Raw genomic sequence first — 26,411 nt, forward strand, 5'->3', positions numbered from 1 at the left:
CTGGAAGAACCTCCTTCCAATTCGCGACTCACCCCTTTAAAGGAATCACGGAATCAACTTCATCTTTCCCGGATTCTTTGATTTTATCAATGCAACCTTCCTGTCACGTTTAAACAGTTTAATCTCCTTCTCACGCCAGATCGCAGCAGTTAGGTACGGATAACATTCATAATATACCGGTTCATAACAAAAATATCTGCCGGCAAATGTTTTACGGTTTCCGCGGTTCTGCAAATGCTCTGACATCCTTCGCTTCAAATTATTTGTTACACCGGTGTAAAATGCAGTGCGGCCCGGATTAGATGTGATGTAAGTGCAATAGGGATTTATACAATCGCTTCTCATATACAAAACCGATATGCAATTAATAAAATATAGCAATCTGTAAAAACGATCAAAACCTCGGAAGATGACTTTGACCGGTGTAACCTATTAGATAGAAATTATGAAATCAGGCCGCATAGACTTTATACTGCCAGCGAGCGATTGCCCGTGCTATAGATCAGATAAGGTTTATGTAATGTTGTTCTGAAGTATTCGCGGTTATATTACCCTATCAATTCTTTATCTGAGTTGCAGGAAGTTTCCCTCAGCATCACAACATTGAGCGTTGTCACAAATGTCAGGCGGTCATTGCATCGTAACTCTTCTATGGCAGAGTTTAAGATGGATAAAAAACGTTTTGGCATGGTGCGAACGATCATTCACTCTATCAATACAACCCTTTCCACAGAAAGTGATTTGCAAAAAAAAACTCCCCCGAAATCGAGGGAGTTTTTTCATCTGAATTTTATTCAGGACTAATGCTGCACCACAATCTGACCCTGGTAAACCTGACCATCAAAGATCACGCGTACCATGTACATACCTGCTGCATCACCTTCCTGTAAATTGATTTCCTTCATCAGGTCACCGTTGGCAACAGGAACTGTTTCACCAACCACAGATTGGCCTAAGGCGTTAAACACCTGTACTATAGCATCACCATCTGACTTATTGGTGAGGGCGAGGTGAATTACAAAGTGCCCGTCAGTAGGATTCGGGTATGTTTCGAATACTGCCTGCTCCATGCTCGCAATACCGCTTTCTTTGCAGGTATTGATCACTGCCACCGGTGCTGAAAGTGTTTGACAACCTGTGTTAAGGTTGGTTACGGTTACACGGTAGCTACCCACAACCAAAGCAATGTAATCCCTGTTGGTTGCGCCCGGAATGTCATTGCCATTATAATTCCACTGATATCCGAGTGGTATGCCTGAAGCACCATTACCACGCAACTTCACTTTACCGTTGATACAAAGATCCGGGTTGTCAGCTGGATTCACAATGATAACATTGGCATTCGGCGTGGCAAGACGGTTGATTTCAACCACATTAGATGTGGTAGAACAACCTTCCGCACTAGTCACCACCACCTTGTACTTCTTCTTGGCATTAGGTCCTACCATGTAAGTGGAATTGGTTTCACCGGCAAGAATATTACCAAATGAGTACCACTGATAAGTAAGTCCTGCACCTGTATTAGCCTGGAGGAGGAAGGTAACACCTTCGCAGGCTGCAGCCGGATTGGCCGGCGTTACATTAGCGACAGGACTCACATTGATGGTCACGTTAGCCGTTACAACACTGTCGCAGCCTGCTGCATTCGTGTAGGTGTGGCTGTAAGGTCCACTTGCAGTCACCGTTCCGCCCCATGGCAATGTATAGCTGTCGCAAGCTACTGCATTGAATGAGGTAGGTGTACTGGAGTGGTTGATCGTCACATTCGCTGTTACCACACTGTCGCATCCTTCTGCATTCGTGTAAGTATGCGTGTATGGACCGGATGCTGTGGCGGTTCCACCCCATGGCAATGCATAACTGTCGCAGGCTGTGGCATTGAACGAGGTTGGTGCGCTGGCGTGGTTAATCGTCACGTTCGCGGTTACCACACTGTCGCAGCCTTCAGCATTCGTGTAAGTATGTGTGTAAGGACCGGATGCTGTGGCTGTTCCACCCCATGGCAATGCATAACTGTCGCATGCTGTGGCATTGTATGAGGTTGGTGTGCTGGCGTGGTTAATCGTCACGTTCGCTGTTACCACACTGTCGCAGCCTTCAGCATTCGTGTAAGTATGCGTGTACGGACCGGACGCCGTGGCTGTTCCGCCCCATGGCAAGGCATAGCTTTCGCAAGCTGTGGCATTGTAAGAGGTGGGCGTACTGGAGTGGTTGATCGTCACATTCGCGGTTACCACACTGTCGCATCCTTCAGCATTTGTGTAAGTATGTGTGTACGGACCGGACGCTGTGGCGGTTCCTCCCCATGGCAATGCATAACTGTCGCATGCTGTGGCATTGAACGAGGTTGGTGCGCTGGCGTGGTTAATCGTCACGTTCGCGGTTACCACACTGTCGCAGCCTTCAGCATTCGTGTAAGTATGTGTGTAAGGACCGGATGCCGTGGCTGTTCCGCCCCATGGCAAGGCATAGCTTTCGCAAGCTGTGGCATTGTAAGAGGTGGGCGTACTGGCGTGGTTAATCGTCACGTTCGCTGTTACCACACTGTCGCATCCTTCAGCATTCGTGTAAGTATGTGTGTAAGGACCGGACGCCGTGGCTGTTCCACCCCATGGTAATGCATAACTGTCGCAAGCGGTAGCATTGTATGAAGTAGGTGTGCTGGAGTGATTGATCGTCACATTCGCGGTAACTACACTGTCGCAGCCTTCAGCATTTGTGTAAGTATGCGTGTACGGACCGGATGCTGTGGCGGTTCCACCCCATGGCAAGGCATAACTGTCGCATGCTGTGGCATTGTATGAGGTTGGTGTGCTGGAGTGATTGATGGTCACATTCGCTGTTACCACGCTATCACATCCTTCTGCATTCGTGTAAGTATGCGTGTACGGACCCGACGCCGTGACTGTTCCACCCCATGGTAATGCATAACTGTCGCAAGCCGTGGCATTATATGAGGTTGGTGTGCTGGCGTGGTTGATCGTCACATTCGCTGTTACCACGCTATCACATCCTTCCGCATTCGTGTAAGTATGCGTATACGGGCCCGACGCCGTGGCTGTTCCACCCCATGGTAATGCATAACTGTCGCAAGCGGTAGCATTGAACGAAGTTGGCGTACTGGAGTGATTGATGGTGACATTCGCAGTTACCACGCTGTCGCAACCGGTACCGTTAGTGTATGTATGTGTGTACGGACCCGATGCTGTGGCGGTTCCGCCCCATGGCAAGGCATAACTGTCGCATGCTGTTGCATCATAGGAAGTTGAAATGCTGGAGCTGTTAATCGTAACATTAGCGGTCACTACACTGTCACATCCTTCTGCATTCGTGTAAGTATGCGTGTACGGGCCGGACGCGGTGGCGGTTCCGCCCCATGGCAATGTATAGCTCTCACAGGCAGCAGCAGCAAATGATGTTGGTGTACTTGCATGGTTGATAGTTACATTGGCTGTTACCACACTATCGCAGCCTTCAGCATTCGTGTAAGTATGCGTGTATGGACCGGATACTGTGGCTGTTCCGCCCCATGGCAATGAATAGCTTTCACAAGCTGTGGCATTGTAAGAGGTGGGCGTACTGGAGTGGTTGATCGTCACATTCGCGGTTACCACACTGTCGCAGCCTTCAGCATTCGTGTAAGTATGCGTGTATGGACCGGATGCTGTGGCTGTTCCTCCCCATGGTAATGCATAACTGTCGCAGGCGGTGGCATTATATGATGTTGGCGTGCTGGCGTGGTTAATCGTCACGTTCGCTGTTACCACACTGTCACATCCTTCTGCATTCGTGTAAGTATGCGTGTATGGACCCGACGCTATGGCTGTTCCACCCCATGGCAATGCATAACTGTCGCATGCTGTGGCATTGTATGAGGTTGGTGTGCTGGCATGGTTGATCGTCACATTCGCGGTTACTATACTGTCGCAGCCTTCAGCATTCGTGTAAGTATGCGTGTACGGACCGGATGCCGTGGCTGTTCCGCCCCATGGCAATGCATAGCTTTCACAAGCTGTGGCATTGTAAGAGGTGGGCGTACTGGAGTGGTTGATGGTCACATTTGCTGTTACCACACTGTCGCATCCTTCAGCATTTGTGTAAGTATGTGTGTACGGACCGGATGCAGTGGCTGTTCCGCCCCATGGTAATGCATAACTGTCGCACGCTGTGGCATTATATGAGGTTGGCGTACTGGAGTGGTTGATCGTCACGTTCGCTGTTACTACACTGTCACATCCTTCAGCATTCGTGTAAGTATGCGTGTATGGACCGGATGCAGTGGCTGTTCCTCCCCATGGCAATGCATAACTGTCGCATGCTGTGGCATTGTATGATGTTGGTGTACTGGCATGGTTGATAGTTACATTGGCTGTTACCACACTGTCGCAGCCTTCAGCATTTGTGTAAGTATGTGTGTAAGGACCGGACGCCGTGGCTGTTCCACCCCATGGTAATGCATAGCTTTCACAAGCTGTTGCATTGTAAGAGGTTGGTGTGCTGGAGTGATTGATGGTCACATTCGCGGTTACTACACTGTCGCATCCTTCAGCATTTGTGTAAGTATGCGTGTACGGACCGGACGCCGTGGCGGTTCCACCCCATGGCAATGCATAACTGTCGCACGCTGTGGCATTGTATGAGGTTGGCGTACTGGAGTGATTGATGGTCACATTCGCTGTTACCACGCTATCACATCCTTCTGCATTCGTGTAAGTATGCGTGTACGGACCGGACGCCGTGGCTGTTCCACCCCATGGTAATGCATAACTGTCGCAAGCCGTGGCATTATATGAGGTTGGCGTACTAGCGTGGTTGATCGTCACGTTCGCTGTTACCACGCTATCACATCCTTCAGCATTCGTGTAAGTATGCGTGTATGGACCGGATGCCGTGGCTGTTCCACCCCATGGTAATGTATAGCTTTCACAAGCTGATGCATTGTAAGAAGAAGGCGCACTGGCGTGGTTGATGGTGACATTCGCCGTTACCACGCTGTCGCAACCGGATGCATTAAGGTAGGTGTGTGAATAGGGACCGGTGGCCGTAGCTGTTCCGCCCCATGGCAGGCTGTAGCTTTCACAAGCTGAGGCAGTGAAAGAAGAAGGCTCACTGGAATGGTTGATTGTTACATTCGCTGTTACGACGCTGTCGCAACCAAGATGACTGATGTAAGTATGAACGTATGCACCATTGACAGCAGCAGTTCCACCCCATGGAAGTGCATAACTGTCACAGGCAGAAGTACTGTAAGAAGTAGCTATTGGGGCAGTATTTCCAACGGTAGCTACCACACTGTTGCTGCAACCGCTTGAGGTTACCCAGGCAATAGTGTGAGCACCGGCACTAAGACCGGTAACGGTAAACGGAGAAGAAACCGGAATCGGCTGGCCTACTCCATCCACGGTAAACTGTGTAAATGGGAATCCGGCACCACCGGTGAAAGTCATAGAAACTGTTGCCGTACCGGTGTTTAACCCGAAACAGGTAACCGGTGTAGTGCCGGTAACCAGGCCGGTGCAGGTAGCTGCCGGGTTTAATGACGGATTGTTTGTACAGGCACTGCTCCCACAAAACTGCAAAGAAACCCCAGTCTGTGCAGCGGTAGGAGCCGGTGAAACGGTAAGTGATGTTGCACTATTGATAGCAGTAATGTAAGTGTTGGCAGCTATGCCAGGACCGGTTATCGGCATGCCGGGTGACAGGCCAACCGTGCTGCTTAATCCTGTAATATTAATGGATGCACCAGTTCCGGTGTTACCGGTGAGGGTGACACAACTTGTAATATCCGAAAAGGTACCCGTTGAATTAACGTTAACTGCTATACCGCCAACGTAAGCTGAAACCAGGGTGGCAGTTTTACCGGATGCGGCAACAAAGTTGAAATCAACCAAGGGTTGTTGTCCAGAAGTGTAACATTGCGATGGTGCAGTTCCTCCACTAAATCCCCAGGAAGTAGAAGTACTAGATGCCAAGCCGGAAGGAATTGGTGCTGTCAACGTAAGTGATGTGTTAGACGAAATAGTTTGTATAACCCCAAGTGCTTGTCCCAACTGATTATAAATGGTCATTCCGGCTTGTAATTGCGTGAGGAAAGAAGTCCCTACGCCGGAGATTGCAGAACTGCTGATCGTTTGCGAGATAGAGGTACCACTTCCCTTATTCACAATCTGCATGATAAAGGTCCCGTAACGGGTGCCGCCTTGTCCGCAAGGTTCAGAACCGTTGGAAATAACTGTGCCCGATCCCGCGCCCGGATTGGCACGTGCCGTAAAGTTTACGGTATTGGTACTGTTATTAAAAGTCGTGCTGGAAGTAACCGGAGACTCTGCAGCATTAAAACCCGAACTGCCGGATACGTAGGAGATGGCTACGTGATTGGTACCTTTTGCGGAAGGATTAAAGTTGATACCAAAAGCGATGTTCGCAACTTCCATGGGCGTTGTGCCTGTGCGTTGCACCCATAGATCAAACTTATATTTGTCGCAACCAATACTGGAGTCATTGGTGATGTAGACATTGTAAGTTGGGTTTTGTGCCTTGCCTTGGCCTGCAACCAAAAAAAGGACAGCGAACATCAGCAACTTGCCAATGTGTGATTTTAAAGCATTCATGCTTTTTTGATTTGGGGTTAGAAATTTATTCATTGGGACCGGGTTTTACAATTTGTTGAAATATGCAGGGAAGCCGGGCTTCCCCGCATAGGTACTACTTATTTTATTCAAAGCGTCACAATTACTCCGCGACACGCATTAAATTCCAATTAAATCTACGGATGCGCCACAAATAATCCAAAGCTCACATTTATTTCCAGCAGGTTGAAGTCTTCACCCGCCGTCGGGCCGTTGCCGGTGATGTCGGTCACATTGTATCCAAAGGCCTGTCCTGTTACATCGAATTCTACAATGTTGAAGTCATCGCCTGCTATTTGTCCATCCTGATTCACGTCGCCGCTGTAAATCGTCCAGTGTCCATCCACATAAATCATTTGCGGATTCGGATTGTTTACGTCCGGATACGCCTGCGTAACATCGGTAGAGAAGTCATATGACGACACACTCATCGGAACAGCCGCAGCACTCCACGTTTCCAGGGCATTCTTGTAATGGATGGAAATGTAGTAAGAGGCGCTGCCGGAAGCGTTATCGAATGTACAACTGATCAGCCCATTGGTATGCAGTATCCCTTTGAAGGTATCCACCGGCGCATAGCTGCCTGCATCGTGTAACACAATCATGATGGTGTCTACCTCATTCGGATCGCTGGCTCCGGCGAGGCCTTGATTCACCATTACCGGTTTCATAAAGCCAGGATTAAATTCATCCATGTAACCCTGTATGTACAACGTTACATAGAAATTAACAGCACAGCTGTTGATCGTGATGTTGGCCGTCACCACACTGTCGCATCCCGATGCATTGGTGTAGGTGTGTACATATGCACCGGAGGAAGTAACCGTTCCGCCCCAAGGCAAGGTGTAGCTGTCGCAGACCGTATCACTATACGCTGTTGGTGTGGATGGCAGGTTCACGGTAATGGAACCATTTACTGAACCGGAGCAGAATGATGAATTGGTATAGGTGTAGGTAACGAGGTGGCTACCCGAACTGTAATCAGCAGGATTAAAGATGTTTCCTGTCAGCGCTGCAGGGTTGTTGTCAATGTAATACAATCCGCCCGAAGGTGATCCGTACGTCAGCTCAAATGGGGCCGCATTCTGACAAACAGCCGGTATCGTGTCGAGCGTAGGAGTAGGATCAGCCACCACGTTAATGGTATCATTGTAACTGGCACAGCCTAAGTAGGTTGTGTAAGTAATTACATGAGGCCCGGGGTCTACACTCGGAGCAGACGCATCAAAGTAGAATGTTCCAAAGAACTCTACAATGGCGCCGGGAGCATCTGTTGTAAATACACCACCCGGTACATTGGGTACCAGGATAGCGCCACCAGCATCAGACTTGCATATTTCAGGCTGCACTTCAAAGTAGGCATCAGCTTGTATCACTTCAACGGTTACAGAGTCTACTGCTGAGCAGCCACCACCATTCGTCACAGTTACTGTATAAACAGAAGTTGCACTGATGCCGCTTGCACTGGCCGGATTAGCTGTTGTATCTACAATCGTTGCTGAAGGTGACCATGCATAAGTGAGCGAGGTAGGCGGAATCGGATTGAATCGGAATCCGTTACCATCGCCTGGCCATGCTGTGGACGTAGTGGTAGCATTACCGGTACCGGTCAATGCATTTATGTAATGGTCTGTGCCACCTGTTGCATCTTCTATACCTATGGCAGCAGCAAATGATGTGGTGCCGGCTGCAGGCCCGTATATCATCTCAATTCTGCCCGGGCTGGCGGATGCCGGTCCATAGATATTAACCTGGAAGGAAATCAGGTTGGTGGTAGTTACACTGAAGCTGGAACCTACTGCCTGATCCCACTGAAAGGCATATACATCTGTTCCGATCAATCCATGACGCATGCTGCCCGGGAACCCTGAACCAAGATTCGCTCCCATATCCTTAAACCAGGCAGCAATTGTATTGCTTGGCAGCGAAGATGTAAACAAGTTCCCGCTGGCGTGATCGAAGCTGGAAGTGATAGTTGAAATGTCTCCTGCAGCTACCCAGCCATTTGTTGACATAGACATCTGCGTGAAGGTATTTCCATTATAGGTGAAGGTAAACGGTAAAGTTATCAGAATACCTCCATCATCCTGGCTGCCTGTCGCAAAACCGGTCAACAATTGGGAAGCATCATTGATGATACTGATACCACCACCGGTCAGGGTACTGTAAGTTTGGCCTGTAAGGCTTGTTAACGAATAATTATTAACCATGGCACCTGCCTGGAATGCATTGGCAGTAAGTGTGCTGGAACCTCCTGCACAGACGGAAGGCAGATTGGCTGTAACAGAGGAAATGGTTGGTGGTGTAAGCACGGTTATGGCAACACTTGCTGTATTCACACAACCATTGCCATTGGTTCCGGTTACGGTATAGGTGGTATTCGCAGTGGGATTCGCCGTTACGGTAGCACCTGTTGTTGGAGTCAGGTTAAGCGCTGGACTCCAGGTATATGTATTGGCACCGCCCACAGTCACTTCCACACTGCCACCTGTACAAATGGTCGGGCTGGCAGGAGTAACCACGAGTACCGGCAAAGTATCAACCAGCACTGTACCGGATGCATAAGCCGTATCTCCGCATAAATCAATTACCATAACACTATAGCTTGTAGTGGTGTCGAGTGACACGGTGATAACGTCAGTAGTTGCTCCGCCCGGTGTCCATAAGTAAGTGTAAGGATATCCACCACCGGAGATACCGGCAGTTAAAGTTGCGGATTGACCTGCGCAAATGGTATCTGAATTCACAGCAACCAGCAACGGCTCACCTACATGTACCGTTATAGTATCAGTTGAACTGCAGGAGGTAATCGTATCCGAAGCAGTTACAGTATATGTTGTGGTAGCAGCCGGAGATACATTTACGGTACTGCCATTCAACGGGCCAGGAGTCCATACCCAATGATTTGAACCAGTGGAATTTACCCCTGTAACAGCATTAAACTGGAAAACAGGACGCGTACCACTGGAAGTTGGGTTACTTCCGGTTGCAACAGAACACGTGGTATTGTTTGCTACGGTTGACATGAATGGTGTAGCATAAGTTTGCAATGTAGTACCACTGCCGCTACCTGCCACTGTTAAATCACCGCAGATGTTAATCACAATGTTTGACATACCATCCCAGTAGAATGGAGTAGAGAAAGGATGATTATTCAAACCGTTAACCGGTGTCCAGGTGGCAATCGAATAAACAGGGTTTACAGGATCGGTAAGGAAAGTGGTCGTCATGGCCGAAGCGCCTGTATAACCCATCGAAATCACCATGTTACTGATAAATCCGGTAGGCGTGTTGGTAACAAATAACCCTAAACTGGTAATATCCCCCGCCGTGATGCCGGCTGTTGTAAGCTCACTGCCCAAAATCAGGTATTGGCTTCTGATCGAGATACCGGTGGTTGTACCGGTCCGATAGGGTGTGCCCACTGTGTTGATCTTGGTGGTGGCATTATCACTGCCCAGGATAACATCTGCATTGGCAAAATTACCGCTGGCCGCTGCGAGTGTTGTTGTTCCTCCGGAGCAGATATTCGAAGGTGTTGCAGTAACACTGCTGATGTTTGGATTCGGATTCACTGTTAAAGTGCCTGTCGTATCAATCGTGGCACAACCGGCTGCAGTATCAGTAGCAACTACAATGTAATGATAGCTGCCGGCAGCCGTGGGTGATATGCTCACTGACTGACCGCTTTCAGAACCGGTGATGCCACTTCCTGTTGCAGGATATGCTGTCCAGGAATATTGATAGTTATTGGTAGTACCTGTTTGCACGGCAGTCAGCACCGTACTTGCGCCAAGGCAAACCGGAGTCGGTGACACAGAGGCAGTAACAACATCAGGCTGGGTTACATTCGCAATCACCATCACCCTGTTGCTTTCGCACTGTCCGTTAGATTCAGTTACATAGAAAGTATCCGTGACATTGATGGTATGCGCTGTAAGGTGATTCATATTTTCACCGGAAAGCGCTGTACCGCCTGATGGATTCAGATACCAATGGTAAGCAGGTGAAGGTAATCCGGATGTTGATGTTACATATACTCCGGGAACGCCTAAGCCACACTGTATTGAGTCATGACCTATCGGATCGGTTGGCACAGGTATCGAGATAACATTCACCGTATCCGAAATTGTACATCCTCCAGTACTGGTTGCTGTTACGGTATAGGTCGTACTGGTAGTTACATTGGTAGCTTCAGGGTTTTGCAGACTCGAATCATTCAGGAATGCAGCAGGTGACCATGCATAAGTGAATGAAATCGGTGATGCCGGGGCAAACCGGACTGCATCATTGGTAAGCGTCCAGGTAGTGTTGGCATTACGAGCGTTATCAACAACTGCTACTCCACCGCCTGCATTTTCAATTCCTTGTGTATGAGGATTCCATAGCACTCCATTCGGATTTTGCGGCATTGAGGTCGTATGAATCTCAATAATATTGCTTGACTCATACAGGACAATCTGTGTGGTAACCGGATCACCTCCACCGCCGGTAGTTGAATGGTGGCCTACCGCATTGTATCGTACCACGAAAACATGGTTAATTCCACTTCCCTGGGTAAAGAAATCAATGTCGCCGTCAACGCCTGTGTCCAGATCTTCCCATGCAGCCGCTATCAGGTTGTTGGGAGCAGTGGCATTTGGCAGTGATTGTCCGCTGCAGCATCCTGAACCCGGAGAAGCATCAAAAGAAATAAATCCGTTAGTGGAAATGGTTACCGTAGAATAAGTTGTGCCAAAGAAAGTAAAGTTGAAGCCTATCGGTACACCGGACAGGGTTGCATCATCACCCGAAGGACCCGGGGAGGTCGCTCCAGACGGAACCACCGGAGCAAACGGTGTACTTGTCAATGAATAGCCTCCGGTAATCGGCACCGATGCCGAAGCACTCAGTTGCGAAGTTGCATTGGAACATACACTGCTGGGTGAGGCACTGGCTACTAATGAGAGTGTTGGCACAACGGTTACCGTTTGTGTAGCTGTCAGGCTGCAACCATTGGGCGTGGAACCGGTAACGGTATAGGTGGTGGTGATGAGCGGAGTTGCTACCACGTTGGTTCCGGTAGTAACATCCAATCCCGCTGCAGGTGCCCAGGTATAGGAGGTAGCTGTACCAGACGCTACCATCGTAACACTTCCGCTGCCGCAAATTCCACCGGCTGCAGGAGAAGGCGATATGGATACGGTTGGTGTCGGTATAACAGTTACCGTTGCATAAGCGGTATCCATTCCTGAACATCCGTCAGCAACCGTAATGGTGTACGATGTGGTAACCGTTGGGTTAGCGGTTACACTGGCTCCCGTGGTATCACTTAACCCATAAGCAGGATGCCAAGTGTAAACGAAAGGCGCACCGCCACCTGTTGTAACAGCCGTCAGGGTAGTGGAATATCCTTCACAGATCGTATCACTGTTCACCGTCAGGTCTGTCAAAGGATCAGCTACCACTGTTACGGATGCCGTATCGGAACATCCGCCGGCACCCGATGCTGTTACAATAAAGGTTGTAGTACCCCCTAAGGCATTCGTCGCTGTGTTCTGGCTGTTGGCGCTTACAACATCTGCAACCGGTGTCCATGAATAGCTCAGTGAATTTGGAGTGAAACTATATCCGTTACCATTGCCCGGCCAGGCTGAAGAAGTAGTGGTAGCCGTACCATTACCTGTTAAAGCATTAATATAATGATTGGTACCACCTGTACCATCTTCAATACCAATTGCAGCACCAGTAGCTGTTGTTCCTGCATTAGGTCCATAGATAATTTCAATCTTGCCCGGGTTTGAAGAAGCCGGACCATAGATATTAACCTGGAAGGAGATCAGGTTGGTTGTGGTAGTACTGAAGCTTGAACCAACTGCCTGATCCCATTGGAAGGCATATACGTCAGTTCCGATCAGCCCATGCCGCATGCTGCCCGGGAAACCGGATGCAATGTTTGCACCCATATCCTTAAACCAGGCGGCAATTGTATTATTAGGCAGTGAATTGGTGAATAAGTTACCGGCTGCATGATCGAATGTGCTGCTGATTGTTGATATGTCGCCTGCTGCTACCCATCCGTTAGTTGACATAGACATCTGGGTAAAACTATTACCCATGTAAGTGAAAGTGAACGGCAGGGTTATCAGTACACCGCCGTCATCCTGCGTACCTGATGAAAAACCAGGCAGCAGCTGTGCAACAGTATTAATGACCGTGATGCCACCGCCTGTAAGCGTTGAATAGGTCTGACCTGAAAGGCTGGCTAACGAATAGCTCAACCCGGTCTGTGTTGCAGATGATGTAAGGCTTGTTGTATTCCCGGAGCATATTGCCGAAGGTGTCGCTGCAGCTGTAACGGTTACTGTTCCACCCACCTGTATGTTGGCCGTAGCAGTATTTGTACAGGTATTGCTGCCGGTTCCGGTTACCGTATAAGTAGTTGCCGCTGTCGGGTTGGCACTAACAGAGGCACCGGTTGTTGCACTGAGTCCTGTGGCAGGTGCCCAGGTATAAGACACTGAAGTGCCGCTTGCTGTAAGGACTGCTGCCACGCCTCCACATGCTGAAGCATTGTCCGGCGTAACAATAACGGTAGGAAGTGAGTCGACCGTTACCGTACTGTAAGCGGTATCCGTCGCTCCACAATTATCCGTTACGATTACCTGGTAAACGGTAGTTGTATCGGGATTGGCATTCACGCTTGCTCCTGTTGTCGCACTTAATCCCAATGCAGGTGACCATGCGTAACTGAATGGAGCACCACCGCCAAAAGATACTGCTGTGAGTGCAGTGGTTTGTCCAACACAAATGGCAGGTGAGTTAACATCCAGGCTCAAAGGTTCACCCACGGTAACCGTTACCGTAGCTGTGGCAGTACATCCTGTGGATGCATCCAAAGCTGTTACGGTAAACGTAGTGGTAGTATCTAATGCATTCGTGGTAACCGGTGAACCGGTGGTGCTGACTAAATCTGATGCAGGTGACCAGGTGAAGTTGGTTATCGCTGTTACAGGAGGTGTAAAGGTATACACCGTACCGCTTGGGAAATTGGCACTCGATGTAACACTGAACTCTGAAACATTGCTTGCTGTAGAGGTATTTGCGGGCAACAGCGGGGTAACACTTAAGAAGTTACCTGCGTTTCCGGATATACCAATGGAAGCTGTTGGGCTCGATAAAGCTGCGCTGGTAGCACCATAAACAAATTCAATCTTACCTGTTGCTTCATACAGGATTGCCTGCATGGAAATGGTTGGATTTGAGCTTGAACCTGATCCGGCAACATGCATGTTTTTCCACTGTACGGTGAGCACATGGTTTCCAGTGCCACCGGTAGTCAGGTATTGAATGTCACCACCGGTCATGTTATTATCATCCCAAAGCGGTGCGATAAAGTTGGCATTGGAAATTAAGGCGTTACTAAAGAATCCAGAGGTAGCCGATGTGGTTTCACCCGGTTTCATCCAGCCATTTGGTGATACGGCAAATACGGTATGGCCGGTGCCGTTGTAATTGAAGGTAAAGCCGATTGGCAGGTTGCCGGTAAATCCGTCATCCTGGCTGCCTAATGTTACCGTAGTGCCGGTAATAAAACTAAATCCACTGCCTGCAGATCCTGCAAAAGTATAAGCACCCGGAGCATTTGAGCCCGGTTTTGAAGCAGTGGCCGACAAGGAAGACGTTGCACCATTGCATACTGAAGCAGGTGTAGCCGTTGCTGTTGCAGTAACTGCACTGTTTATTATGCTGAAGGTTGAAGGTGATGCCGGATCAGTGGTCACTGTATTTACATCTGTCGCTATTGCACCGCTTGCATTGGAACTGATATTCGGAGTCACCGGCACCGTATCCTGTGCAATGATGTAATAGGATATCACATCCGAAAGTGTTGCGCCTCCGAAATCTGAACTCACGATGGTAAATGACCATGTTCCGCTCGTGCCGCTGCCTGAAGTCAGAACACCCGGCTGCGAGAAGTAGGATCCTGCTCCCTTTTTATAATAAATGCGCGGCACCAATGAACCGGTAGTCCATACACCAGTGGCATCTGTAATGGTAGCTGTCAAGGTACGGTCCGCCGTACATCCATTGGAAAGGGCTGTGTAGGTAATTACCGGACTGGTATGATCACTGATAATGCCCTGGAATTCATCGGCACCGATATCAGGTGCTGTGCCGCCTGAAGGATAGCCCGGATTACCGCCGGGGTAGCCGATATTGCCAAAACGGATATGGCCGTCCCAGTCATCTGTGATACCGGTGACGTTAGCAGCACCGCTCTCCATTTGCGTGGCAATGGAAGAACTGATATGCAGATAATCAGAAGCCAATGCTGCAGGTGAAGTACTGATGAAGGGTGGATCTTCCGTTACTGACTGCTGATCACGAGTTGCGGCCGCGCTCTTGTACTTGCTCAGTGACTGTGCAGAATCCGATGTGCTGGAGAAGTAGATCAACCTGTTGGCAGAAGGACCGCCTGCATAAAAATTATTCTGGTTGGAGGCTGTTGAATATCCTGAAAATCCCGACGCGGCACGGCGGTAGGCGACCGTAAAGCTGGTTCCTGCTGAACCTGGTGTGCTGAGGTTGTCTATAATATTATTTCGCATTTCAACAATCGGCGGAGTGGTGGAGCTGGAAATACTTACGCCCGATGAACCAAAGGTGGTTCCGCCACTTGCGGCAAGCCTGATGGTATTAAAGTATAATCCAACAGCCTGTGTGGCGGTTGTACTAGACAGGCTGATACCGATCACTGCATTGGTTCCCGTAGCGGCAGGTGCCAGAAGATCGCCGATATAGTTGTTGTAAACACCGGTCTGTGTGCCGGATGTTACCGAAATACCGATTACAGTCGTGCTGGCTCCTGCACCAATCAGGTTAAAGACACGGTTCTTAGAGTAAAGCACAGTGCCGCCTGCTGAAGAGGTAATACCGGTAATGGCCGCACTTCCGGCAGAATACAAGCTGTCAACCTGATTACCGCTCACCGTCCGTGTATTTCCACTGATGGTATTATTTAAAATACCGCGAATCGTATGCGTTCCGGTAGAGGCACCCGTAACGTACAATCTGCGAATACTGTTATTGCTAATGGTTTCAATGGTAGGTGAACCGGAATTAGAATAACCTGTCACCGTAGCAGTACTTGTTCCTGTCATGGTTGAAACACCATTGTTCCTGATAGTATTCCCACTGTACGTATATATGGAAGTGGTGGATTGCGAGCAGGTAAGCGTACAAGATCCTCCACCACCGGTCATGGTATTATTGGTGATGGTGTTGGTATTCATGGTAAAGTTGGTAGCGGAGCCGGTTGACACAAGTCCGTTCATGGTACCAACCCCTGAATGCAGGTTATTGTTAATGGTATTATTGCTCATCGACAAGGTCGCCGGTGCGCCGCTGTTGGTAATCAGGGCCATCGTATGCCCAGTAGTGGACACATTGCTTGCCGTGTTTCCGGAAACGGTATTACCATTGATATTCACGGTGCCGCCACTGGGTCCTGATGTAGAAGTGATACAGGTGATGGTACCCGTACCGGCCACTGTATTGTTCTGCACCGTATTGGTATTGATGTTAATCACTGCTGATGTACCACCGGCACTGCAGGTGATGGCCGTGAAGGTGGCTGAAGTAGAAGTGGAATAGTTGATATTCTGCACCGTATTGCCGGTGATGTTGATCAGGTTCGGATTGGTGGCAGTACCGCCGCTGAATCCGCAGGTGATGCCGGTCATCGTACTCGTAGTTGCTGCAGAAGCCAGGGTGATGGTATTGTTCCTGATATTTCCCCATACACCACTGCCCATGCTGATACCGGTTACTGTGCTGGTAGAGGCAGTACCGCCATTGATGGTGTTATTATCTACCGATAGGCCGCGCTGATTTGTTTCAATGATGGCGTTCACGGCAACTGAACCGCCGCCGAAGTTGGTGATGGAGTTCGCTGCCTGCCCAATAGCACCTACCTGGTTCAGGGTATCATTCAGACTGGCGGAAGGCCCTGCAGTTGCATTACCATTCAGTGAAATACCGGTATAAGTGTTCGAAATAGTATTACCATAGAAAGTATTTCTTCCGTTACGGGAAGCATCTTCATTGCCTGCACCGTTTGAATAAGTAAGGCCGGTAGTATTCGCTGCTGTATGGTTGCCGGAATAGATCGCTACGGAAGCCGTATTTGCTTTGTTTAGCGTAATAGCGCAATTTTTAATGGTATTGCTGTTGGAACCGTTGTTGCCATCGCATTTCAGCAAGGCATAACCCCATTCCATCTGCAGCGTAGGCGTGGTATTGCTGATGATTTCCGCAACATCAATTCCATCGAAGGTGATGTAATCACCTCCCACAATTTTAACTATACCATCTACCGTGGTACTGGTGCCTGCATAGGCATTGATTTTCGGATTGGCGCCTACACCTGATTTCTGGAAGGTTACCGTACGGGTTGAACCGGATTGAATGCCAGCGGAAAGTGCGCACTGATTGTACACGACACCACCCACCGGTGCATTTTCACTGTGACCGGCTGCAACATTAAAGACTACTGATCCGGAAACACCATTCGCGCTCATGTAATTAACTGCCGCATTAATGGTCTGGAATCCGCAGTTGGAAGGAATAGCATACATGCCGGCTGCCAATGCGCCGGAGAGTGTGGTTAATACCACTGGAGGTGTTGAAGTGGTGGAGCAGCCATTGGAGTTAGTCACCACCACCGTATAAGATTCCGCTGCACTGGTAGTATAGGTTGAATTGGTAGCGCCCGCGATATTGCCAAGGCTGTTTTTCCATTGGTAACCGGTAATGGTGCCGCTGCCTGCTGTGGCATTAGCTGTCAGCGTTACACTGCCGCCCGGGAAGATGGTGCTACAGGTTGCAGTTACAGTTACAGAGGGTGATGCATTTTCATTGATCGTAGCGGTAGCCGTATCGATACAACCATTTACATCAGTAACTATTACGGAGTAAGTTCCGGCACCGGCTGTAATGGTATTCGTAGTTTCTGAACCCGGTGACCAGAGGTAAGAAGCTGCGGCAGGGGTAGCTAATGCAGTAAGGGTAACCGTACCTCCGGTGCAAACTGTCGCAGAAGAAGGGGTGATGATGGCCGAAGCGCTGTTAATGGTCACCGTGGTGATGGCTGAGGTGGATGAGCAACCCCCTGCCGTAACCGTTACCGTGATGTTGGAAGTAGAGGTAACTGTGATCGTATCCGTCGTTTCACTGGTGCTCCACAAAATGCCGGAACCACTGTATTGTGTCCAGAGTTTAACAGCTCCGGGACCGCAGAAAGTAAGCGGGCCATCGGCGCTGATAACAGGAATAGCAGGCGACGGATTTACCGTCATGGTGATTGTATTGGAAGAAGCGGGATTAGGTGTGGCACAGGCAAAGTTGGCCGTGAATTCACAACTGATCACATCGCCGTTTGACAGGCTATCGGTAGTATACGAAGCATTCGTTGCGCCGCTGATGGGTGAGGCGCCATTCATCCACTGATAGGTTCCTGCACCGCCGGTAGTAAGGCTGGTGAAGGTAACAGCCGTTCCTTCGCAGATGGTGGTAGGACTCACGGTGCTGATGGTGATACTGGCTGTAATTGCACCTGACACGGTCATGTGCAAATGGTTCGAAGTGGCAGGGCTTCCGGTAGCGCAGGTGGCATTGGAAGTCATCACTACCCACACAGAATCCTGATCAGCTATTGATGAAGTATTATACGTTGAATTGGTTTCACCACTTACCGGTGCACCATTCAGGTACCATTGGTAAGCCGGTGAACCGCCGCCGTTCGTTGGGTTAGCGGTAAAGGTAACCGCCGATCCCGCGCAGATGCTGTCGCTTGGTGTAGTGGCCGTAACAGATGCCGGCAACAATGGATTCACCGTCATGTTAACGGTGGAAGAAGTATAGGGATTTCCGCTGTAGCATCCAGCATCTGTATTGGTCAGTACAACATATATTGCATCACCATTGGCTGGTGTGTAAGCGTAAGAATTGGAGCTTCCGTTCTGAACGGAAAGGCTGTTTTTGAAGAATTCATAGTTCGGTGCAGCCCCGCCATTGGTAGGCGTTGCAGTAAAGGTAACACCGGTTCCATCGCAAACCGGGTTGGCATCGGGAGCGAGTGATACACTAACCGGCGTACTGGGTGTAACCGTTATGGCAGCACTGCCTGTTTTATCACCTGACTGAGCAGTGCATGATGTTCCGACATCCGTTAGCGTGGCAATCGTATACGTATGACTGGATCCGGGTGTAACTGAAACACTGATCGGGCTGGATGATCCGCTGAAGGCTGTTCCATCATCTAAAGTTCCATTCCAGGGACCAGTTCCGGTAACCGCAATCGAAAGCATAGCGCTGCCGCCTGCACAAATGGTATCATCGCCGCTGATAACGCCGGTTACTATGTTCACATTAACCTTGGCGGTATCGCTGGCGGAACATAAGCCATTACCGATGCTCACACTGTAGATCGTAGTGGTGGTGGGACTAACGCCGGTTGGGTTTTGTGCTGAAGAAGTGAAACCTGAAGGCACAGCCGTCCATGCATAGGTTAAGGTGGCAGGATTCGGTGTAAATGTAATGCTTTGTCCATCTACAAGACTTGCCGTATTACAGGAAAACTGCAATGCTGATGATGCACTGTAATTCAGACCAATCGTGGCGCTTGCACCACCGTCAAAGCCCGATGCACCGTAGGTAATATCCGGATAGACAATGTTAATTTTATTAGTGGTTTGTTCCAGTTGAATCTGGAAGGTAATGGTGCCGGTTCCCGTGGCATTGAAATTATCTTCATTCGTCCATTGAATGATATACAGAGAGCCGACCTGCTGCGTTACGATGGAAGTAGTAACACTGCCTGATGTTGTCATATCATCCCAATTAGCACAGATCGCCGCGAGAGAATTGCCGGTTCCGGTTATGAGACCGACAGAACCTGTTGAACTTGGTGCGATATCCTGAGGAAGGCAGGAATTGGTGTAAATGATATCGCCTGTTGTTGTACCAAACACCAGCACACCATTGTTTCCTATCCTGGCGGTGGTATAGTCAACTCCGTTAAATTTAAAAGTGAATGGTAAGGTAAGATTATGCTCGCTGTCATCAGAAGGGGTGCCCACAGAAGTACCGGTTCCACTAATGTCCGTGAAAGCAACACCGCTGTTACCATTTAAGCTGTAGCCTACGCCGGCGAGTGCGGTGGTACCGGTGGAAGTTAAATCAACCGTGCCACCATTGCAAATAGTGGAAGCGCTTGCCGATGCTACCACACCGGTTACCGCCGGATTAACAGTTACAGATACGGCAGCGGAAGTATTGCTGCAACCTGATTTGGTTACAACCACTGTATAACTGCCTGTTGTGGAAGGTGTATACGTGGAATTAGTTGCTCCGGAAATATCCGTGCCGCCCGATTTCCATTGGTAGGTTGGTGAAACAGCATCAGAGGTAGCGGTAAGCGTTTGCAATGCATCACTGCAAACCGTTATCGGACCGGCAGGTGTGATCCCTGCAGTAGGTATCGGGTTGACTGATACGGAGGCAATATTGGAAGTGTCGCTTGCTGAAGCAGCAGGGCATGTTACAACGAGGCGATAATAGGTAGTGGAAGAAATGGTACCTGTGCTGTAGGTGGCAGTGTTGTTTACACCGGCAGCGGCAGAGAACGTACCAGCATTACCGGTAGCTGACGACTGCCATAAGTAACCGATTCCTGTTCCGGAATTAACTGCAGAGGTTGATAAAACGGATGAGCCGGAAGTTCCGCAAATATTGGACGGCGCAGCAGAAACGGTGCTTGCAGACGCGCCTGAACAGGCCGGTGGTGTGAATTCATCGGCACCGATATCTGTTGAACGGGTGTTGCAATCAATATCATCGGTTATTGACACAGTGATTGCACCGTCATTCAGCGGGGCATTGGTGGCATTAGCAGCAACCAGGTGAAGGTCAGCTGGCAAAGAAGTAAATACAGGGTCAACCTGTAGCGTTGTTTGACTTGCATTAGGAGCCGAACCGGCACCATCGCGGCCCGTCTCAGAAGTCCAGTTGGCAAGTGATGTTCTTGATGTGCCAGACACTGTTCCACCGGTTATACCTATCTGGTAAGTTCCTGGACCAGCACCGGCACAAATAAAGTTGTTGTGATCAGAGGTAAGTCCCGCATAATTACCAACAGTAGAAGAATAGTTAAGTGTTACACAGGCAAACTTTACAGACGCACCCGCATTACCAATTTGTTTATTTACGAGAATATTATTCCGCATCTCTACAGATGTAGGAGCAGTTGAAGCAGTAATGGCAACGCATGGTTCAGATTGTGTAGCAGCAGTTGAGCCGGCAATCGTACCCTGCATCATAACCGTGTTGTAATATAGCTGCGTAGTAGATCCTGTTCCTCCGCCAAGAATAATACCGGCTCCAAAATCACCGGTGGTGCCATTCGCCGACACGCCGCTAATCATATTATTGGCAATCAGGTTTGTTCCGGAGGTGGCTGCTGAAACAGCAATACCAACTGCTGAGAATGTTCCTGAATTCACCACCGTACCGATCGTGTTTTTAGTAACCGTCGCATTCGTTACTTCATTCCCGGTAGCAGTTGTGGCACTCACTGAAGTTCCTATTCCAAGGGTAATCCCAAACACATCGGGACTGCTTGCCTGGGCAATATTGGAAACATTGTTTCGCGAAATTGTGATGTTGTTTTCAAACCCTACCCAGATACCGCCCTTGGTATTGGCGCTTGTATTGATGATGTTTTGATTGATAACCGTTCCCTGATTTTTGTTCCCGGCACTTGCCCCCTGTGAATAGATACCATATTGCACACCGGAAATGTTATTATTGATATAAGAATTGCTATTGTTACCGGTTCCCAAGCTGGAAGTACTGATAGTGCTTGAACCACAACCAACACCAAAGAGTGTTTGAGTGACGCCACTTCCTGTAATATTGCAGTTCCTGATAGTATTGCCGGTTGCGCCATCTGAACCAGATGTCTGCAGCCATACCACAGCACTGGAAGTGCCTGTATTGGTGTTCGTAATGGTCAAATCGCGTGATGCCGCCACATCGGGACAAACTGTATTCGAAGTGGCCGATGTAGATCCGTCTATCACCACGTTATCAGCACCATTGATGGTGATCAGTGCCCCGGCACTCGAACCGGTTAACGTGGAGGTTACTGTGGGCTTAATGATGAGTGTATATGGGCCGGAACTGCAACCATTGTAGTTAATAGCATTCAGTGTCACGGCATTGGTCTCCGTTACACTTGCGTCAATAATATTGGCTGTTACGTTGCCTGACATACCGCTTGTGTTGATCGCAAGGAAAAGGCTGCTTGCCGCACCGGTAAGACTCGTGTAGGTACCGGATGCGCCAATGGTTACCGTGCCACTCAATCCTGCAGCCACAATCGTATAACTGCTGGGAGTACCGCCGATAGAAGTGACACCCTGTGCCTGTAAATCAACCGTAGTGGGTGTGGCACCTACAAACGATCCTGCATTGATACCAACATTCGGTGAAGCGGCACTGTCTGATGCCACCACGAAATATTGAATGACATCACCTGCGGCTACTGCTGCCTGCAGCAAAGTGTAATCCGTGGTGAAGCTGAAGGGAGAAGCGGAATTAGCTGCTTCAACAAACTTCCATCCGTTGTTCGCCGATGTATTGCCTGCAAATGCATTCGCATCCGTAGATTTTTTGAAGTATAATCTTGGGCGGCTGCCGGTTGCGGTTTTCACACTGCTGGCATCGGTAATGGTGGATGACAATGTTCTGTCGTTTGTGCATGATGTGCTCCCCAATGTAGTGTATGATATAGCCGGTGGCACAAGGTCTAAACCAATTCCGCATAATTCCCAGGCTCCAACATCAGGCGCACTACCTGCAGGGGTACAAGCGACATAACTCGGATTACCAAACCGAACCGTTCCAGAATAATCATCTGTGTATGTTGCAATGTTCACCGCACCACTTTCAATCTGTTTTGCAGATGACACTTTATATTTCAGGAAATCAGCACTTGAACCGGTAGTACTTTGAAATTCAGGGTCTTCAGAAAATGAAGAACCATCTCTTGGGGCAATTGTACCTGCTGTAAACACCCCATTCTTATAGGCAGTCATCGTTTGTGCCGTAGAAGTTCCATCTGAATAGATCAGGCGGGTGGCAGATGGAGTTCCCGCATAAAAATCATTGTTATTGGAAGTGCTGGCGTAGTTGGCAAGATTGTTCGATGCACCACCACTGCGCCTGTAAGCAACAGTTAAGCCTGTTCCTGCAGGCGTGGAAATATTAATTACAATGTTATTCCTCAGATTGAGCGTGGAAGTTGTAGATACGGTAGAGATTGTGTGGAAGATACCGGTAGTACCAAAGTTGGCACCTGTGGAAGAAGCATTTAGGTTGATGGTATTGTAATAGACATTATGCGTAGTTGAAGTTGATGTAGACGTAATATTTATCCCCCTGATAGCATCCGTAGAGGCAGCCGCAGCGGCTGTTAAATTGCCGATGAGATTGTTATAAATATTATTAGGATTGGTTGAACCACCACCTGAAATACGAATTCCACTCACGATGGTTGATGTACCGGTAGCAAGTGTAGACAAGCCATGAATCCTATTTTTATACACATTGATACCGCTACCACCCGAAATCAGAATTCCGTCAATAACAGGGCTGGCAGTACTGGTAGCAGCACCGATTGAAATATTCGTAATGGTATTGTTGAATACATTAGCCAATGTTCCACCACTTATAGCAATACCGCTAACCGTTGGAGAAGCAGTAATAATGCCGGTGAAATTCATTGCTGAGAATGTATTATTTGTTATTGAATGAACACCGGAACCTGATTCATTTATACCAGTCATAGCTGTAGGTGAAGTGGTACTGGAAGAAAGTGACAGGGTATTTCCCGTAATAGTCATGGCTGTGCCCGTAGTAGTAATACCAGTTACTGTTGGTGCAGCACAAGAAATGGTAACTGAATTATTCTTGATAAAACCAGTATTTGTAAAACTACAAGTAATACCAATGGTTGTACCACTATGTGTGCCGGAAATATTGATTGTATTATTGTTCACATTTTTATTGCCGGCTGCTGGAGAACTGGGTCCACCAAGTGATGAAATTGCTGTCGCCGTTGTAGTTCCTGCAAGATTGGTAAACGTGATCGTATTGGCTGAAATGGTATCAGCAACTTCGGAAGGTGAGCCTGATGTAGATTGAAATATGATAGAACCTGATGCAGCCACCCTGTCAACATTCATTGTATTGCTCTTTATGTTCACCAGCACCGTTGCGGTTGCATCCTGGAAAACCCCAATGAGTGCGCCAGTACTCCGGATAGTAGATCCCGTTGTATTCAAATTGTTACCCGTAACATTAATAGTTCCGGAAGCTGCACTTACGTTAATGTAGGTAATTGCACCGGATCCATATGTACCTGAACCTGTTTGTGCTTGCTTAATAGTAATTGCATTAGTCGTGGTAACATTTACGGTGGTTGCGACAGCATTAGCTGCAATTCCAGTAACTGGACTTGTAACAGCACTAGTGGAAGAAGTTGTTTGATTAATTGTTATCGTATTTGTGAGCGCATTCAAAGTTGTTGAGGTACCGGCAATAGTAAGGCCGGTTATCGCACTTGATGTTGCTCCTGTACCCGAAGTCGTCTGGTTAATAACAATTATGTTTGTATTACAGGTATTCGTTGCGGATGAATAATTAGCTTTAATACCAATCACAGCAGCTGAAACTACAGCAGAAACTGTTTGATTAACCGTAACATTATTATTGCTTCCTGTAATTGTTCCTGTACTGATACCATGTCCAAAATCAATACCTGTCATTAATGCAACTCCCGTACTGGTAATGTTAACTGTATTGTCACTGATGGTGGAGGTATAGGTAACACCCGTTGGAGCTGTGCCACTGCTGATCATAATACCATTCAAGCCGCCTGATCCTACATAAGCTAAACTGGTAGAAGTAACAGAATTAAATCTGATGGTATTTCCGGCACCATTCCTAAAATAGATACCTGCCTGTACGGTTGATTGTGATCTGTTCCAGACACCTGAACTGGCTACTGCATTTCCAAAGGTAATCGTATTGGCAGTTGCTGCGGAGGATCCTCCAATATCATTACCTGTTTCAAAAACTGTAGCAGTAATAGGCGGACAGATAAATACAATACCCTGGGCCACGTTTGAAATAGTATTCTTATAAATTTTGTTGTTTGAATTGGTACCCGCCGTGCTGGTTGCGTCCAACGCTCCAAACGGAGATGATCCGTCGCTTGAGGAAGTTGAAAATATACCGACGCTATTTGTGTATGAAGCGTTCAAAGAAATGGTACAATTCTGAATAGTATTGTTCTGTGCTCCGTTAGTTGCAGTAGCATGAATAAGTAAGACACCAAATTCCGTCATTGTATTCGTGGCTCCTGTAGTTAGTACAGTATTACCCGCATTTTCCTGCATTGTAAGTCCGTCAATAGTTATATAATCACCACCAGTTATTTTAAAAACCGCATCAAATGACGCAAGTGCCGCAGTTCCTGCAGCTACCTGTAAGCCAGCAGTAATGGTAGAAGCAGCACCTGCTGCTTTTACAAACTTAATTCCGAGAGTCGATGTACCGGTTGCAGTAATATTGTAACCACCTACCGGCGCAGTTTCCGTATACCCTGCGGCAATATCAAATTGAACATCGCCGGTACCGGTTACACCATTAGTATTTATGTAATTGACGGCAGAAGCAATTGTCGCAAAGCAACCCGGTATAGCATAATTACCAACCGGCAAAGCACCCGACAATGATCCGCAATAGTTAAAAGTCGCTTTATAGTTACTGCCGCTGTTATTGAGGAACTGAGTGCCTAAGGTGGTGGCTTCCTGGGAAAAAATTTCAATGGTATAATTAGCAGGTGTCAAGCCGGAGAGTACGTTGATGCCGAGCGTGATATCCTTCCACTGCTGATCTTCCCCGCCGCAACCATTGGCACCGCCGCTGGAATAACCGATATTGCTTTGCGTGAAAGAGCCGGGCGTAGTGCCGGTCTTATAAATCCTGTAATTGAGGGTGGTACTCGTGATATCCGCTCCGCCGCATTTGTACACGTTGTGCTCCGCGCCTTTCAGCACGAGTGTATTCGCCCCGCTGAAGTTACCGAGGTTGGCACCGTTTAAGGACGGGTTGGCACCGCAACTGGTATTGCTCGGCATGCAGTAATAGCTGTCGCCACCACCGTTGATGCTGAATACGGCATACGAGCTGTTGAAGCCCGCCGACTGCGCAAAGCCCGGTTGCACCCCTGCTCCCAGCAGCATGGCCAAAACAAAAAAAGCAGCCACTACGAAGGAGACTGCTTTGCTCATCTTGCTTCCCGAAGAAGCGTTGGAAACGTTTGTCGTAGCAACAGGCATCGCCGGCATAACATTGACTGCCGCGTTGGTGTAGATATTTCTCATGGTCTGGTGGTTTTTACCGGTAGAAGTAGCGTGGGAAAGGGAGGAGTAACAATGCTTCATGTAATAAAAATTAAAGGATTGAAATGTAAAGTGGATGGTTGAAAGAAGGCGGGAAAGCAGCAGCGCATGATGAAAGGCGGGAAAGCGTTACAGCAGCACTGCAACGATGCAGGCGGCTAAAACACGCAGATGACCATGCATGAAGAGGAGTAAAGGTTAACTTCATTGAACTGTTTTACCTGGCTGTGATTGCTTGAAAAATGCATTCGTTAATGAATGCCGGTGTTTT

Annotated in this window: 3 protein-coding genes; all 3 read right to left on the reverse strand. The window is 48.5% G+C overall.

Translation table 11 applies throughout. The features are described from left to right. Window positions 1–45 precede the first annotated feature (45 nt). Window positions 46–345 carry a GIY-YIG nuclease family protein gene (locus K1X61_13090; GenBank protein ID MBX7109580.1) on the reverse strand — a complete coding sequence of 100 codons (300 nt, stop codon included), beginning with the start codon at window positions 343–345 and terminating at the stop codon, window positions 46–48. 455 nt (window positions 346–800) lie between these two features. Beyond that, window positions 801–6,644, reverse strand: coding sequence for a T9SS type A sorting domain-containing protein (locus K1X61_13095; GenBank protein ID MBX7109581.1), 5,844 nt, complete (start codon window positions 6,642–6,644; stop codon window positions 801–803). Between the two features lie 122 nt (window positions 6,645–6,766). Further along, window positions 6,767–26,182 carry a hypothetical protein gene (locus K1X61_13100; GenBank protein ID MBX7109582.1) on the reverse strand — a complete coding sequence of 6,472 codons (19,416 nt, stop codon included), beginning with the start codon at window positions 26,180–26,182 and terminating at the stop codon, window positions 6,767–6,769. Between the last annotated feature and the right edge of the window lie 229 nt (window positions 26,183–26,411).

The organism is Chitinophagales bacterium (assembly GCA_019694975.1).
GTDB lineage: Bacteria > Bacteroidota > Bacteroidia > Chitinophagales > UBA10324 > JACCZZ01.